The organism is Nocardiopsis alkaliphila YIM 80379, assembly GCF_000341005.1.
GTDB lineage: Bacteria > Actinomycetota > Actinomycetes > Streptosporangiales > Streptosporangiaceae > Nocardiopsis > Nocardiopsis alkaliphila.
In genome coordinates this window covers 15086-29802 of the sequence record NZ_ANBD01000032.1, presented here as the reverse complement: position 1 = coordinate 29802, position 14717 = coordinate 15086, and the positions used below count along the sequence as shown (strand labels likewise).

Sequence of the window (14717 nt, the reverse complement as noted above, 5' to 3'; positions counted from 1 at the left end):
TACTCCACGGACACGGCCCCTCGCACCCCCCGCCCGGTCCCGGGCGCCCGAACGCCTCGGGCCGCCCCGTGTCCGGGCACGCGACCGGTACCCATCATCCGCAGTGAGAGGTTCGCCCCTTGTCCAGTCAAACGGGAGCGGGGGCGCGCTGGACGCGCGCGCTCATCTCCCTTCTCGTCATCCTCGTCGCGTTCGGCGCGGCGTGGTTCATTCCACCGCGCCTGGGTCTCGACCTGAGCGGTGGCACACAGATCGTCCTGGAGACCCAGGACGGCACCGACGGCACCCAGGCCAACTCCGAGAACACCGACAAGGTCGTCGAGGTCCTGCGCCAGCGCATCGACCGACTCGGCGTGGCCGAGGCGTCCATGTCCCGTTCCGGGGAGAACCGGATCATCGTCGAACTCCCCGGTGTGCAGGACCCTGCGGAGGCCGCCCAGATCGTGGGCCAGACCGCCCAATTGTCCTTCCACCCCGTCTTGGGCGTGGGCGAGGCCGGGGGGCAGGGTGTCCAGGCACCCCCGGGTGGCGACTTCGCCAACCCGCCCGCGGACGAGGCCCGCGCTCCCGGCGACGGCGAGGCCGAAGAAGCCCCCGCCGAGGGTGGGGAGATGACCCAGGAGGAGCTGGAGGACCTTCTGGGCGGCATGGACGGCGGCGGCTTGGGCGGCATGCCTCCGGGCGGCCAGGGAGCCGGCGGCCCCTCGGCGGAGAACCCCGAGGACGTCGCGATGACGCTGCCCGACTCGGAGGGCAACCCGCTCCAGCTGGGCGAGGCCGCCATCCAGGGCGACCGGGTCTCCAGCGCCGAGGCCGGACTCGACCAGGTCAACCGCGCCCAGTGGGTCGTCAACGTCAGCTTCCGTGGCGAGGGCCGGGACCAGTGGCAGGAACTGACCGGCCAGGCCGCCTGCTTCCAGGAGGGCGACCCGCGTCGCCGCGTGGCGATCGTCCTGGACGACCAGATCATCTCCTCCCCGCAGGTGACCCAGGAGACCGCCTGTGAAGTGGGTATGGCCGGCGGCCAGACCACCATCAGCGGTGACTTCACCAGCGAGACCGCCAACGAGCTGGCCGTGCTGATCGAGGGCGGCTCACTGCCGCTGCCGGTCACCGAGGTCCAGCGCCAGACGGTCGGTCCGACCCTCGGTGCCGCCGCCATCCAGGCCAGCGCCATCGCCGCCGTCCTGGGCATCGCCTTCACCGCCTTGTACATCACCCTGGTCTACCGCCTGGTCGGTTTCCTGGCCTCGGTGGCACTGGCCTTCTACACCCTGATCGCCTACGGTGCGCTGGTCGCCATCGGCGCCACGTTGACCCTGCCCGGTCTGGCCGGTTTCGTGTTGGCCATCGGGATGGCGATCGACGCCAACGTGCTGATCTTCGAACGAGCACGTGAGGAGTACCAACGCCAGCAACAGGTCTATGAGGCCAACAAGGCCTCCGGCATGAAGGACGCCTCCGATGGGGAGGGCAAGGAGACCGGTGCGTTGGCCCGTCGCCGTCGCCGCGCGGTGCCGCCCAACCTGGAGAAGGCGTTCGTCCAAGGCACCCAGAAGGCCTGGAGCGCCGTCCTCGACACCAACGTCACCACGATCATCGCCGCGGCCCTGCTGTTCTTCTTCGCCTCCGGTACCGTTCAGGGCTTCGGTGTGACCCTGAGCATCGGCACCATCGCCTCCATGATCTCCGCGCTCGTCATCGCACGTGTGTTCGTGGAGTGGGCGGTGCGTCGCGCGGTGATCAAGAAGCACCCGTCGATCACCGGCCTCGGAGGGATCGGCAAGGTCCGTTCCTGGCTGGTCGAGAAGAACCCGCAGCTCATGAAGTTCCGCCGCGTCGGTCTGCTCGTCGCGGCCCTCATCGTGGTCACCGCGGTCGCCGCTCCGCTGGTCCGAGACGTCAACCTCGGTGTGGAGTTCACCGGTGGTCGTGTCCTGGAGTACGAGGTCACCGGCGAACAGGACATCTCGGTGGACGAGGCCCGGGGCGTCATCTCCGGGCTGGACTTCCCCGGTTCGGACACCGCGGTGGTCCAGGAGTCCGGGGATGGCGACATCGCGGTACGTACCGGTGACATCTCCGACCCCGAGGCGGCGAGCATCGCCGATGCCCTGGCCGAGGAGACCGGCGGTGTGGAACTGGTCAGTGACGAGCTGATCGGTCCGAGCATGGGCGACGAACTGCGCAACCGGGCACTGATCGCGCTCGGTGCCGCCCTGGCCCTGCAGATGGCCTACCTGGCCTGGCGTTTCCGCTGGTCCTTCGGTGTCTCCACGATGCTCTCGCTGGCCTTCAACATGATCTTGGTCATCGGCCTGTTCATGTGGTTGGGCAAGCCCATCGACGGGGTCTTCCTCGCCGCGATCCTGAGCGTCATCGGCTTCACCGTCAACGACGCGGTGGTGGTGTTCGACCGGGTGCGAGACGAATGGGCCAAGGACGAGAAGTCCTCGTTCCCCGAGATCGCCAACCGCGCGGTGCTCAACACCCTGCCACGTACGGTGAACACGACCGTCGGCGCGTGGATCATCCTGGCCTTCCTCACCTTCTTCGGTGGGTCCTCGCTCCAGGACTTCTCGATCGCCATGCTGGTCGGTCTGACCACCGGTGTGGTCTCCACCGTGTTCGTCGCGGTGCCGCTGGCCATCTGGCTACAGAGGTGGGACAAGACGCCCCCTCCGCACGTGATCAAGGAGCGCAAGGCCAAGCAGAAGGTGGCCGCCAAGGCCGCTCGCGAGAACGACGACGGCGCCGTCGTCTAGGAGCCCGAACGAACGGGTCCCCGAATGAAGGCAGGGCCTCGGACCGCTCGCGCGGGCCGGGGCCCTGCCCCTCGTCTGTGCCCCCTCGTCCGTAGGTGGGCCCGGGGACCTCCTCCAAGGCCCGGACCGGTACGGGGCCCTGTCCTTCCAAGACGAGTCGGAAGGCCTCACCGGTGTCTCCGACTCACTCGGCCTCGACCACCTCGTGGACCAGGTCATAGACCCGACGTTTGGGCGCCCCGGACTCCTTGGCCACCCGAACGATGGCCTCCTTGCGGCGCATCCCCTCGTCCTCCAACGTGGCCACGGCCTCGACCAGATCGGCGTCGCTCATGCTCTCCGAACGGGGCCGGGCCCCCTCCACCACCACCGAGATCTCACCGCGCACCCCGTCCGCGGACCAGGCGGCGAGCTCGCTCAGCCCGCCCCTGCGGACCTCCTCGTAGGTCTTGGTGAGCTCTCGGCAGACCGCCGCGCGACGGTTCGCGCCGAACGCCGCCGCCATCGCCTCCAGGGTGGCGGTGATCCGGTGCGGACTCTCGAAGAAGACCATGGTGCGGCGTTCGTCGGCCAACTCGTCCAGGTAGGTCTTCAAGCCCTTACGCGGCGGGAAACCTTCGAAACAGAATCGATCGGTGGGAAGCCCGGAGACCACCAGGGCGGTGGTCACCGCGGAGGGTCCCGGGATCGCGGTGACGGGGATGCCCTCCCGCGCACAGGCCGCGGCCAGACGGTAGCCGGGGTCGGAGACACCCGGCATCCCCGCGTCGGTGACGACCAAGACCTCCTCACCTCGACGAAGGTCGGCGAGGAGTTCGTCGCCCCGACGGTTCTCGTTCGCGTCGTAGTAGGAAACGATGCGGGCGCCGGCCTCCCCACCGATGCGGATTCCGGCGCGGGAGGCGAACTGCCGCAACCTGCGGGTGTCCTCCGCGGCGATCACCCGCGCCCCCTCCAAGGCCCGGAGCAACCGAGGTGGGGCGTCCTCCAGGTTCCCGATGGGCAGCCCGGCCAGAACGAGCCTCCCAAAGCGTCGCGTTCCGTCAACACCCTCGACCACTGTGATCCCCGTCCTGTCGCGCTACGGTTGGCCATGATGGCACTACCCGAAAGCCGGTTTCGCGGCCCGTCCGCAACGGACCCCCATCTGTGACCCCAACCTACGAGTCGAGATGACCACCAGCGCACTCCCCAGTGAGGCCGAGTCCTCCGAACCCCGGACCACGAGCCGGTCCACCGACCTCCGTTCCCGCTTCGTGCCTCGTATGCCCACCCCCTGGTGGCTGGGCTGGTCGGGCGCCGTCACCATCGCCCTGTTCGCCGGGGCGTTGAGGTTCTTCAACCTCGGACGACCGGAGCGGATCTACTTCGACGAGACCTACTACGCCACGGACGCCTTCGCCCTATGGCGCTACGGCTACGAGCACGAGAGCCGGGAGAACTCCGATGTCCTCCTGGCCGAAGGTGATCCCGACATCTTCACCGGCACCGGCGATTTCATCGTGCACCCGCCGGTCGGCAAGTGGATGATCGCCCTGGGCGACTGGTTGTGGTCGCTTTTGCCCTTCGGCACCGCGATCAGCCCAGAGGGTTGGCGCACGGCCTCCGCCTTGGCCGGGATGATCTGCGTCCTCATCCTCGTCCGGCTCGCCACCCGAATGACCCGTTCCCTGCTGCTCGGTTGCACGGCCGGCCTGATCCTCGCCCTGGACGGCCTGCACTTCACACTGAGCCGTATCGCGATGGTGGACATCTTCCTCACCTTGTGGGTCCTCGCCGGGTTCACTTGCCTGGTGATCGATCGGGACAGGACCAGGGAACGATTCGTCCGCTTGTCGGAGGCCGGGGTCGACCTGACGACGGTGGGCTGGCTCGGGATGCGTTGGTGGCGTCTGGCCGCCGGCCTGTGCTTCGGCCTGGCGATCGGGACCAAGTGGTCCGCGCTGTTCTTCGTGGCGGCCTTCGGTCTGCTCACCGTCGCCTGGGACTACGGTGCGCGACGCACCGTCGGACAACATCGTCCTTTCGGTCGTTGGCTGGGCATCGACGCCGTTCCGGCCTTCCTCCAAACGGTGGTCGTCGCCGCGATCGTCTACCTCGTCTCGTGGTCGGGGTGGTTGTTCACCCGTGGTGGATACAACCGTGACCACGCCGTCGGTCTGCTTCCCGACTGGGTGCCGAACTTCCTGGCCGCACCCGTGGAAGCCCTCTTGAGTCTGGCCGATTACCACGGCCGGATGATGAACTTCCACTCCAACCTGACGAGCGACCACACCTACATCTCCGCTCCGTGGGAATGGATCATCATGCGCACCCCGGTGATGTTCCACTACGACGGCCAGGCCGTCGGGTGCGGCACCGGCGACTGCGTGACCTCGGTGGTGTCCATCGGCACCCCGACCGTGTGGTGGGTCGGCATCATCGCCACGGTGGTGATGTTCGGCTGGTGGATCACCTTCCGCGACTGGCGGGCGGGTGCGGTACTACTCGCCGTCGCCGCGGGCTGGCTGCCCTGGTTCGCTTACCCCGAACGGCCGATGTTCCTGTTCTACGCGCTGCCGATCCTGCCGTTCCTGGTGCTCGGTATCGTGCTGATGTTGGGGTTGTTGATGGGCGCCGGTGAGGGAGGTTCACGCTTCGCGCCCTACCTGCGCGCCTTGGGCGGTGTGGTCTTCGGCGTGGTGGTTCTGTTGATCATCGCCCACTTCGCCTACCTTTACCCGGTCCTTTCGGCCTATCCGGTCCCCACCGAGAGCTGGGGCGACCCTCTGTGGTTCGACGTGTGGATCTATGGCCGTGACGCATCCTGACCCACTCCTGAGAAGAACCACGAAAAGCGTTCCCGGAACACAACTCCATTAGTGGCCCAAGGGCAGGAAATCAACAGTTTCGAGTAGCCGAAACAGGACACTCCGATAGCGGCGATTCCTGGTGGAAAGGCCTCGGCAAGGCACCATCCTTCCTGGTATTGTCGGCAACTGGTTGCTGTTGTAGTTTCCATGGATGCCCCAGGCGCCTCGCGGAACTTCACGTGGGCGCTTGTCGATTCGGGTATCACCCTTCTTCGGTCCGGCGCTCGGCGACCCGGGACCAGCAGGGTGCGGTCCCGCCGTAGTCCCCAAGGGAGAGCACATGGCTCAGGGCACCGTGAAGTGGTTCAACTCTGAGAAGGGTTTCGGGTTCATCGCCGTCGAGGGTGGTCAGCCCGACGTGTTCGTTCACTACTCGGCGATCGCGGGCACCGGCTTCCGGAACCTGGAAGAGGACCAGAAGGTCGAGTTCGACATCATCCAGGGCCCGAAGGGCCCGCAGGCGGCGGACGTTCGCACGGTCTGACCGTCACACGTGCGTTTCCTCAGCCCTCCGCCCGGTGCCGGGTGGAGGGCTGGTTCGCGTTCCCGGGGGTCGCACATCTGATGGGGACACGGTTACCCAAGCATGGCGATAACGGTTAACCTGCTTGAAGCTGGTCATCATCCGAAGGCGAGGACGGCACATGTTCGGCATCAGTGGAGGAGAGTTCGTCCTCCTCCTGCTTCTCGCGTTGCTGGTCTTCGGTCCGGATCAGCTACCCAAGGCGGCGCAGCAGGTCGGCCGCGTCCTGCGGCAACTCCGCACGATGGCCAACTCCGCGTCCAAGGACATCAAGGAAGGGCTCGGCCCGGAGTACAAGGACTTCGACGTTCAGGACCTCCACCCCAAACGCTTCATCCAGAAGCACTTCTGGGAGGAAGAGGAGGAGGCCGAGAAGAAGCCCGCCTCCCGCCTGAACGGCAAACGTCCGCCCTTCGACGACGAGGCCACCTGATCCTTGTGTCCTCGGTTCATCCCACCAGGACGAGGAAGAACGCCCCCAACCCCAGCAAGATGATCGATCCCACGATGATCGCCGGCGACCCCACCGCCAGGATCAGTAGCTCGACGATCACCGCGCCGCCCAAAGCCGCCGACAGCCACGGCCAGCGTGGTCTGGGCGCCCAGTCGTGGCGACGTTCACGTGCCACCGTCATCCCCAGGCCGAACGCGATGAACAGCCAGAACAACAGGTGCGCGCCGATCCGCGCCTGCGATTCGACGTAGTCGGCCATCCCTCCGACCACCATGACGTAGAAGATGGTCGAAACGCCCAGACGCCAGAACCCTCGCCCGCGTTCGGCCCGCATGACCTTGTTGCGCGCTCTGGTGGTGCGTCGAAAGTTCTCCCCCACGATCGCGGTGGGATCCTCGTCCGGCACCGGTTCCACCCGACTCTCGGGAATCGGACGCCCCGGCCCGTCTCCCCGGTCCGGTGGGCGCGCATAGCCGCCCGCCGATCCCGGTTCTTCCGGAGACTGATAACCACCTGGCTGCTGGGGGGAGTCGGACACCGCTGTGATTCGCCCTTCACGATCGACTCGGTCCGGACACCGACTGGCCCGGAAGGCGCAAGGGGCTCCTACCCGGAGGAGTGATGGGTCGAATCCTCGTGTACCCACGTTCGCGGGGGAAGGAGACCATTCCATCCATGGGAAAGGGGCCCACCGATCCGGCTCGGGATCGATGGGCCCCTACTCAGCGACGACTCCGCTCGAGAGTCATCGGGCCGGTCCGGTTACCACCAGGTCCAGCCGTTGTTCTTACGGGTGCTCTGCGCGTACACGGTCATGGCATCTACCTTTCTTAGCGTTTCCAGCCCATCCCGGAACCAAGATGTCCTATCTCGGAGCACTCCACAAGGCCCGAAGCCGAACATTCATCATTCCATGACCGGCGCACGGCCAAAGGTTGCCGACCCGAAGCCCGAATAACCACAGAAAGCCATGTTCTCGCAGTTCAGACAAGTCCCCATTGACCATACCCACAGGACGCCCTCCCCATGACCTGCAAAGACAACGACCTTGGTGGACAAAACCAGAAGAGCTCTACATAACAGAGAGCAACCATCCCACTATTGCCGGCGCGGCTCCGGCGTTCCACCTCCGGCACCCGATTCCATCGGGAACCGAGGCGTACTCTGGCGCTCACGTGGAGCGATACCATCTTCTCAAGTGTGGAGAAAACTAGACATAGCACCATTTCCACGACAGATCACCCGAAGTCTTTCGTCACTCTGGGCGATCATGAGGAAAGTTGTCTTCCCTCGAGCGACCGTCTCCGGCGCCTCAGAGAACCCTGTTTCGGACACACCGGAAAGGGGTTAACTCCCTCAGCCTTTTCCGATACGCACGATGGCCCCCGCAAAGCGTCGAGGGGCGGTGACCGGAGCCGTCTCACCAAGGGGGTCACGAACCCTCGCCCCATCGAACTTCCGGGTAGGCTGGATCCACATCGGCTGCCCCGCTGAAGGGGATGGACGCTTCGCCGGTGATACTCGGGGCTCCGGTCCGGACGGCCGCCCGCGACAGGGAATCACAGCAGAGTCGGACCGACCACCATGCGACCCCGCACACGGGAAGGTGCCCGATCCCCTTGGAGTCGGGCCCCTTCCCTCGTTTCCGAGTCGGCGCCGTGGCGGTCGAGGTTCACAAAATGCCGAAAGGCCCTGTTCCAGGGGTGGAACAAGGCCTTCGACCTTCGGTGGAGCTGAGGGGATTTGAACCCCTGACCCCCTCGATGCGAACGAGGTGCGCTACCGGTCTGCGCCACAGCCCCGAAGACGTGCACAACATTATCAGGAAAGTTCCCGTGCTCCGAACGGGTCCACCCCGGGCCCGGAGTGAGGTCAGTCTCCGGCGGCCCGTAGACGGGCGTCCGCGTATTGGTCGTAGACCTGACTGCGGCGTTCCTTGAGGGCGATCACCTCGGCCTCACGCTCGGCCTCGCGTTCGGCTTCACGTTCGATCTCACGGGCCCGACGAGCGCGCAGGAGGTCCTGCCGGCGAGCCCTGTGCCGGGCGCGACGACGTTCGGCGTCGGCCTTGGCCGCCTCACGGAGCAGAACGAGGTGTCCACCGAGCAACAGGACCGGTGGGGCGATCACCCACCAAGGCCCGAGGCCGAAGGCCACGGCCACGATGGTGGCGACGTTGACCAAGGTGAGCACACTGGTACGCCGCCGCCGACGGGCGATGATCCGGGCACGCGGTTCACGCGCGGGGCCCGCACGCCGTTCGGGGCGCGGCCCTCTCGCGTCGAGAGCCTCCTCCTCGGCCGTGACGCCCGCGAGGCCGCCCGAACGGGTGAGGACCTGGGTCTCGGTGTGGTCGGGATCCTCCTCGCCCTCCTCAGGCGCTTCCGTGGCCTCGGGTTCCTCCTCACGCCGCCCGTCCTCGTGGATCGGATCGACGGCGTCCTTGCGCAGCAGCATCGGAACCAGGACGATGAGCCACACCACCACGATGGCCAAATACAGAGGAGAGCTGCTCATCACCCCTCCTCACGATGACGGCCACTGAACGTTGATCGACACTTCGTCGACACCGCGCCGCGTGTGGCCGGCCGTACCTCCAGGAGTAGAGACGTCTCCTGGCCGAGCATCGTTCCTCTCCCCGCTCGGGTCGGAAGCGATTCCCGTACGCCATATCCACGCGTTGCCCGCATCGTCAATGCGTCTATGTTCCGCACGGTACGACCCCGTGTCCATAAATGCGCCACATTCCGGCCGGAGTGTCGCAAGATTGCGGACTCTTGGTTTCGGTCGCTCCACCCCCTTCAGAGAAAGCCCAGCTCAGAAGGCAACTGCGGAGCGGAGTTACAATTCAACACAAAGTAATGAATCATTGTGCTTAAAGAGGGGTTTAGGCTCGGCCCGCATCCGTGATGCTGTCATGTTCAGTTCGTCCCCGGGTGCGGACGCGCCGGATCATGTGGTCCCTCGCCGCCGTTCGGGCCCTGTGTCCCCAAAGCGGAACCAGGACCGGAACCACCCTCCATGGTCGGACCGGAAGAGCCCTCGTCACACCATCGGCGGAGCACCCCCTGAGGGACCTCTTCCGCTGTGAGCGCATAGCAGATGTGGTCCCGCCAGGCCCCATCGATGTGCAACTGTCTGCGATGAACACCCTCGTCCCGAAAGCCCAGCTTGGTGACCACGCGTCTGCTGGCACGGTTCTCGGGACGAATGCTGGCCTCGATTCGGTGGAGCCCGACACGGAAGAAGGAGTGGTCGACGGCCAACGCGACCGCGGTCGGGGCGATACCGCGACCGGCGTAGGCACTGTCGATCCAGTAGCCCACCTGCGCAGACCTGGCGGAACCCCAAGTGATGGCACCGACCGTGAGCTGCCCGACGAAGTGTTCCTGGTAGGTGATGGCCCAAGGCATGGACAACCCTCGCCGGGCCTCGGCACGGATCGCCTGGACCATCGCGACATAGGAGGCCAGACCCGTCGTGCGCAGTGGCATCTCCGGATAGCTGGGTTCCCACGGGCGTAGCCACTCCGCGTTACGAGCACGGGTCTCGCGCAGCAGTGGTGCGTCGCGCAGTCGCAGGGGACGGAGCCCGATCGGCCCCTCTTTCAGGGTGACCGGCCACCTTCGTCTGCGATTCACGTCGTCCCTCCGAGGCCCTCTGCACCGCCCGGCGCGGATACGACACCGGCTCTTGGAGCGCTCCGGCGCCCGCTGTCGGTGACGTCCTCCAGTATTCCACCCCAAAGGCGTGGGGTGACGGGCGCCACCTTCAATGCTCGAGAAACGGTCGATTCCAAACTCCATTCACTCCAGCACCGAAAACCGGGCTCGGGTCAAGGAATTCTCTCGCCCCGGAATGCCCGAGATGTGATTACGGTCATTAACCGGTCTCATTCGGAACGTGGGTGGTCTCCACCATGGATCTGGTCGATGGCGTGCTCCAGAACCGGTGCCAGCACGTCCATCCCGTCACGCACACCGCCTCGGGATCCGGGAAGGTTGACCACGAGCATGCGGTGCCCCTCACGCTCCACCACACCCGCCAGACCGCGAGAGAGGATCGCGGTGGGCACACCTTTCTCCCGCCCGGCCGCACGCAGCGCCTCGGCGATCCCGGGGATCTCGAAACTCAACAGGGGGCGGGTCGCCTCGGGAGTGTGGTCCTGCGGGGTGAGCCCGGTCCCCCCCGTGGTGAGCACCGCGTCCACCCTTTCCCGCAGCGCGCGCAGCAACGCCTCGGTGACCGGTGGACCATCCGGCACCACCCAGGGCCCCACCACGGCGTAGCCCGATTCCCGTAGGCGTTCCACGATGACCGTCCCGGAACGATCCGAGTAGACCCCGGCCGCCGCCCGATTCGAAGCGGTGACCACCGCGACCCGACGCGTCCGGCCGGACCGGTGCCCCGCCTCAGTCACCACGCCTCCAATGGCCCTTCTTGCCACCGATCTTCTCCTCGACCCGCACCCCGGTGACCTCGGCCTCCGGATCGATCGCCTTGACCATGTCGACCAGTCCGAGCGCCGCGGTCATGACACAGGTGAGCGCCTCCATCTCGACGCCCGTGCGATCGGCGGTGCGCACCGTGGCGCTGATGTCCACCCCGCCGTCCACGACCGTCAGGTCCACGTCGACCCCGTGTACGGCGATCGGGTGGCACAGGGGGACCAGGTCCGGGGTGCGTTTGGCCCCCTGGATTCCCGCGATACGGGCGACCGCGAGGGCGTCGCCCTTGGGCACCTTTCCATCGCGCAGGGCCGCGACGGTCGTGGTGTTGAGCAGCACCCGACCAGTGGCGGTGGCGCTACGGGTACTGACGTCCTTACGGGAGACGTCGACCATGCGCGCGGCACCGGACTCGTCGAGGTGGGTCAGACCGGAGGGATGCGCCTCCGGCCGTGGGGTGTCGGTCATCGGCATCACCCGATCGTCCTCGCGTGCGATCCACACGGCCCACTCGGATGGCCGGCCGCGGGGGCGTGCGGTGGCACGCCCACGGACGACCGTACTCCTGTGGGGTGACGATGGCCCAGTGGTGCCGTTCAGCCACCGGGCAGAAGCAGCACCTCGGCGACCGCACCGACCGGCAATTCCGTCAGCTGCTCCGGAACGACCAGAAGACCGTTGGCGTCCGCCAGCGCGGACAATTGATGCGATCCCTGGCGAACCGCCGGCGCCACCGTGTGCTCCACCTCCTCGCCGGGGCCCGCGGACTCCACCACGGCACGCAGGTAGGACCGGCGTCCCTTCGGCGAGGTGACGGCGGCGGACAGGCGGGCACGCACGCTCGGTAGGGGGGAGGGGGCGAGTCCGCGCAACCGCAGCAGTACCGGCCGCACGAACAGCTGGAAGGAAACGAAGGCGCTCACCGGGTTGCCGGGAAGGGTGAGGATGGGGGTCCGGTCGGGACCGATCGTGCCGAATCCCTGTGGCTTTCCGGGCTGCATGGCCACCGACGTGAACTCCACGGTGCCCTGCTCGCTGAGCACCTCCTTGACCACGTCATAGGCGCCCATGCTGACACCACCGGTGGTGACCACGACGTCGGCGCGGAGCAAAAGGCCCTCCAGGGCCTCCCGAACCCCGGCGGGATCGTCACCGACGAACCCGTGTCGGTGCACCTCGCAGCCGACCTCCTTCGCCGCGGCCGCGATCATGTAACTGTTCGACTCGTAGATCTGCCCCGGTCCGAGGGCCCGTCCGGGTTCGACCAACTCCTCACCGGTGGAGAGCACCACCACCCTGGGACGTGGTCGAACCGGGACGGTCCGACGACCCACCGCCGCCAACACCCCCATCGCGCCCGCGTCGATGAGGCTTCCGGCGCGCAGCACCGTCGCCCCCTCCTCGACGTCCTCACCTCGGCGGCGTACGAATCCCCCAGGGGTGGCGGGAGCTTCGATGCGGACCTCGACGTTCCCGCCGTCGGTCCACTCGACCGGGACCACCGCGTCGGCGCCCATGGGCATGGGCGCCCCGGTCATGATGCGAGCGCACTGACCCGGCCGGATCGCGTTCGGTGTGGGGTCCCCCGCGGGGATGTCGGCCACCACGGGGAGTCGGACCGGTGTGGTGGGTGAGGCCGAGGCCAGATCCGCGGCGTGAACGGCGTATCCGTCCATCGAAGAGTTGTCGAAGCCCGGCAGGGACACTTCGGAGACCACCGACTCGGCCAGCACCGTCCCGTGGGCCCGGAACAGGTCCGACTCCGTCGCTTCGGGGGCGGTGACCAGAGCCAGTAGATCCAGGACGTGCTGTTCGACGCTCTTCATGGGGTCCTTCCGGGTCGTGGTGCGCGCTGGGCCCTCCCGTCACGCGGGTCGCCCTGACCCCATTGTGTCCACCGACTCCCGTGGCGTCCCATCCGGGCGCTCAGCCGTGGTCGACGGCGTCCTGACGGTCGACGAACTCACGGAGCCAGGGCAGGAGCTCTTCTGCCAGCTCCGGGCGACGGAAGGCGAAGTCCACCACGGTGCGGATGTAGTCGGCCTTGTTCCCGGTGTCATAGCGGCGGCCGCGCAGCAGGACCCCATGCACTCCTCCGCCTTCCTCCGGCTTGGCGCGGGCGAGTTCGAGCAAGGCGTCCGTCAGCTGGATCTCACCGCCACGGCCGGGCGGTGTGTGACGCAGGATGGGGAAGACCGCGGGGTCGCACACGTAGCGGCCGATGATCGCCCAGCGGCTCGGGGCCTCCTCCGGCGAGGGTTTCTCCACCAGATCGGTGACCGTGACGACGTCCTCCTCCTCGGTGGGCTCCACCGCCGCGCAGCCGTAGAGGGAGACCTGTTCGGGTTCCACCTCCATCAGCGCCACGACACTGCCCCCGTGCCGCTGTCGCACCTCGATCATGCGGCACAACAGGTCGGCCGACTCGATGAGGTCGTCACCGAGGAGAACGGCGAAGGGACTCTCCCCCACATGCGCCTCCGCGCACAGCACCGCGTGCCCGAGACCGCGCGGCTCACCTTGGCGGACGTAGTGGACCTGGGCCAGGTCGTTGGACGCACGGACCGAGCGGAGCCGGTCTTCCTCCCCCTTGGCGGCGAGCGCCTCCTCCAGTTCGTGGGCGCGGTCGAAGTGGTCCTCGATCGAACGTTTGTTGCGTCCGGTGATCATCAGGACGTCATGGAGTCCCGACTGCACCGCCTCCTCCACCACGTACTGGATCGCGGGCTTGTCCACGATCGGCAGCATCTCCTTGGGGGTGGCCTTGGTGGCGGGTAGGAAGCGGGTGCCCAGCCCCGCCACCGGAATGACCGCCTTGGTGACGGTATCGGAGGTCGGCGGGTTCGTTCGATCGATGTCGGCGCTCATGGACAGGCACTTTAGGGCAGAGCCGCCCGTTGTCGTGTCACCTCGACGAGGGTGGCGAAGAGAAGTCTTTGCCCTTTCGGACCAAGGCGTCGAAAACGCCACCCGGCGTTCACCCAGGGCAAAGAGCCGTGGCCCGCCCGGCGACGTCGTCACGGTGTCACACTGGGTTCCATGGGCGATCGAATCCGGGCCGACAAGCGCGCGTTGCGCGAGCACTTGCTCACCGCGCGTGGCGAGCGAGGGGCCGAGGAACGTGACCGGGTCGGCGCGTCGGTTCGCGACACCTTCATGGAACTGCCCTGGGCGGCCATGGGCCGCGTCGTGGCCTGTTACTACTCGGTCGGTGGGGAACCCGATACACGCGGGCTGGTGCACGCGCTGAGGAGGCGTGGCACACACGTCCTCCTTCCGATCTTCCTCACCGACGGAACCCTGGACTGGGCCTCCTTCGATGGTCCCGACGAGCTCGTTCCCGCCGGGCACGGGCTGCTGGAGCCCACCGGGCGCCGACACGGCCCCCAAGCGCCTGGCCGGGTGGACGCGATGATCTGTCCCGCCCTGGCGGTCGACCATCTGGGCACCCGTATGGGCCGGGGCGCGGGCTGCTACGACCGTGCCCTCGCCCACAAGGGCCCGCGCACACCGGCGATCGCGGTGGTCCACGACGAGGAGTTCGTCGAGGAACTGCCCTGCGAACCCCACGATCTTCCCGTGGACGCGGTGATCACACCTGGTGGGGGCCTGCACGCCTTCGTCCCCACGTCCGAGGTCTGGTCCGCCGAGGCCGGGGATTAAGCGGGTCCCCCA

Annotated in this window: 13 protein-coding genes and 1 tRNA gene; 5 read left to right on the top strand and 9 right to left on the bottom strand. The window is 67.1% G+C overall.

Annotation, left to right across the window (positions count from 1 at the left end; all coding sequences use genetic code 11):
- Positions 1 to 119 precede the first annotated feature (119 nt).
- Positions 120 to 2765, top strand: coding sequence for a protein translocase subunit SecD (gene secD, locus D472_RS0104710; protein WP_017603350.1), 2646 nt, complete (start codon positions 120 to 122; stop codon positions 2763 to 2765).
- A gap of 184 nt (positions 2766 to 2949) precedes the next feature.
- Here the strand turns inward: secD and rsmI are convergent, their stop codons facing one another.
- A complete protein-coding gene (gene rsmI / locus D472_RS0104705; RefSeq protein WP_033303162.1) occupies positions 2950 to 3825 on the bottom strand; it encodes a 16S rRNA (cytidine(1402)-2'-O)-methyltransferase in 876 nt (291 codons plus the stop codon).
- A gap of 112 nt (positions 3826 to 3937) precedes the next feature.
- Here rsmI and D472_RS0104700 point away from each other — a divergent pair, with 112 nt between their 5' ends.
- The 3 genes from D472_RS0104700 (at position 3938) to D472_RS0104690 (ending at position 6573) form a co-directional block, all read left to right on the top strand.
- The gene (locus D472_RS0104700; protein WP_017603348.1) at positions 3938 to 5575 is read left to right on the top strand and encodes a dolichyl-phosphate-mannose--protein mannosyltransferase; all 1638 of its coding nucleotides are present in this window, start codon (positions 3938 to 3940) and stop codon (positions 5573 to 5575) included.
- Positions 5576 to 5897: 322 nt separating this feature from the next.
- Entirely contained in the window at positions 5898 to 6101 is a 204-nt protein-coding gene (locus D472_RS0104695) for a cold-shock protein (protein ID WP_017603347.1), read from the top strand.
- 160 nt (positions 6102 to 6261) lie between these two features.
- Positions 6262 to 6573: a sec-independent translocase gene (locus D472_RS0104690; protein ID WP_017603346.1), complete on the top strand. Its 312-nt coding sequence runs from the start codon at positions 6262 to 6264 to the stop codon at positions 6571 to 6573.
- Between the two features lie 16 nt (positions 6574 to 6589).
- Here D472_RS0104690 and D472_RS0104685 read toward each other — a convergent pair whose 3' ends face one another.
- The 8 genes from D472_RS0104685 to galU form a co-directional block, all read right to left on the bottom strand.
- A complete protein-coding gene (locus D472_RS0104685) occupies positions 6590 to 7000 on the bottom strand; it encodes a hypothetical protein (RefSeq protein WP_338036510.1) in 411 nt (136 codons plus the stop codon).
- A 1322-nt stretch (positions 7001 to 8322) separates the two neighbouring features.
- Positions 8323 to 8396: transfer RNA gene (locus tag D472_RS0104680), tRNA-Ala, on the bottom strand.
- Between the two features lie 70 nt (positions 8397 to 8466).
- The gene (sepX, locus tag D472_RS0104675) at positions 8467 to 9111 is read right to left on the bottom strand and encodes a divisome protein SepX/GlpR (RefSeq protein ID WP_017603344.1); all 645 of its coding nucleotides are present in this window, start codon (positions 9109 to 9111) and stop codon (positions 8467 to 8469) included.
- 404 nt (positions 9112 to 9515) lie between these two features.
- Complete coding sequence (locus D472_RS0104670) at positions 9516 to 10235, bottom strand: GNAT family N-acetyltransferase (protein WP_017603343.1); 720 nt, start codon at positions 10233 to 10235, stop codon at positions 9516 to 9518.
- 251 nt (positions 10236 to 10486) lie between these two features.
- The gene (locus D472_RS0104665) at positions 10487 to 11014 is read right to left on the bottom strand and encodes a MogA/MoaB family molybdenum cofactor biosynthesis protein (protein WP_017603342.1); all 528 of its coding nucleotides are present in this window, start codon (positions 11012 to 11014) and stop codon (positions 10487 to 10489) included.
- A complete protein-coding gene (moaC, locus tag D472_RS0104660) occupies positions 11007 to 11510 on the bottom strand; it encodes a cyclic pyranopterin monophosphate synthase MoaC (RefSeq protein ID WP_026117383.1) in 504 nt (167 codons plus the stop codon). The genes D472_RS0104665 and moaC overlap by 8 nt, the downstream gene beginning before the upstream one ends.
- Positions 11511 to 11638: 128 nt before the next feature.
- Positions 11639 to 12868 carry a molybdotransferase-like divisome protein Glp gene (gene glp, locus D472_RS0104655; protein WP_017603340.1) on the bottom strand — a complete coding sequence of 410 codons (1230 nt, stop codon included), beginning with the start codon at positions 12866 to 12868 and terminating at the stop codon, positions 11639 to 11641.
- A 100-nt stretch (positions 12869 to 12968) separates the two neighbouring features.
- Complete coding sequence (gene galU / locus D472_RS0104650; protein ID WP_017603339.1) at positions 12969 to 13910, bottom strand: UTP--glucose-1-phosphate uridylyltransferase GalU; 942 nt, start codon at positions 13908 to 13910, stop codon at positions 12969 to 12971.
- A 171-nt stretch (positions 13911 to 14081) separates the two neighbouring features.
- Here galU and D472_RS0104645 point away from each other — a divergent pair, with 171 nt between their 5' ends.
- Complete coding sequence (locus D472_RS0104645; protein ID WP_017603338.1) at positions 14082 to 14705, top strand: 5-formyltetrahydrofolate cyclo-ligase; 624 nt, start codon at positions 14082 to 14084, stop codon at positions 14703 to 14705.
- Positions 14706 to 14717 lie beyond the last annotated feature (12 nt).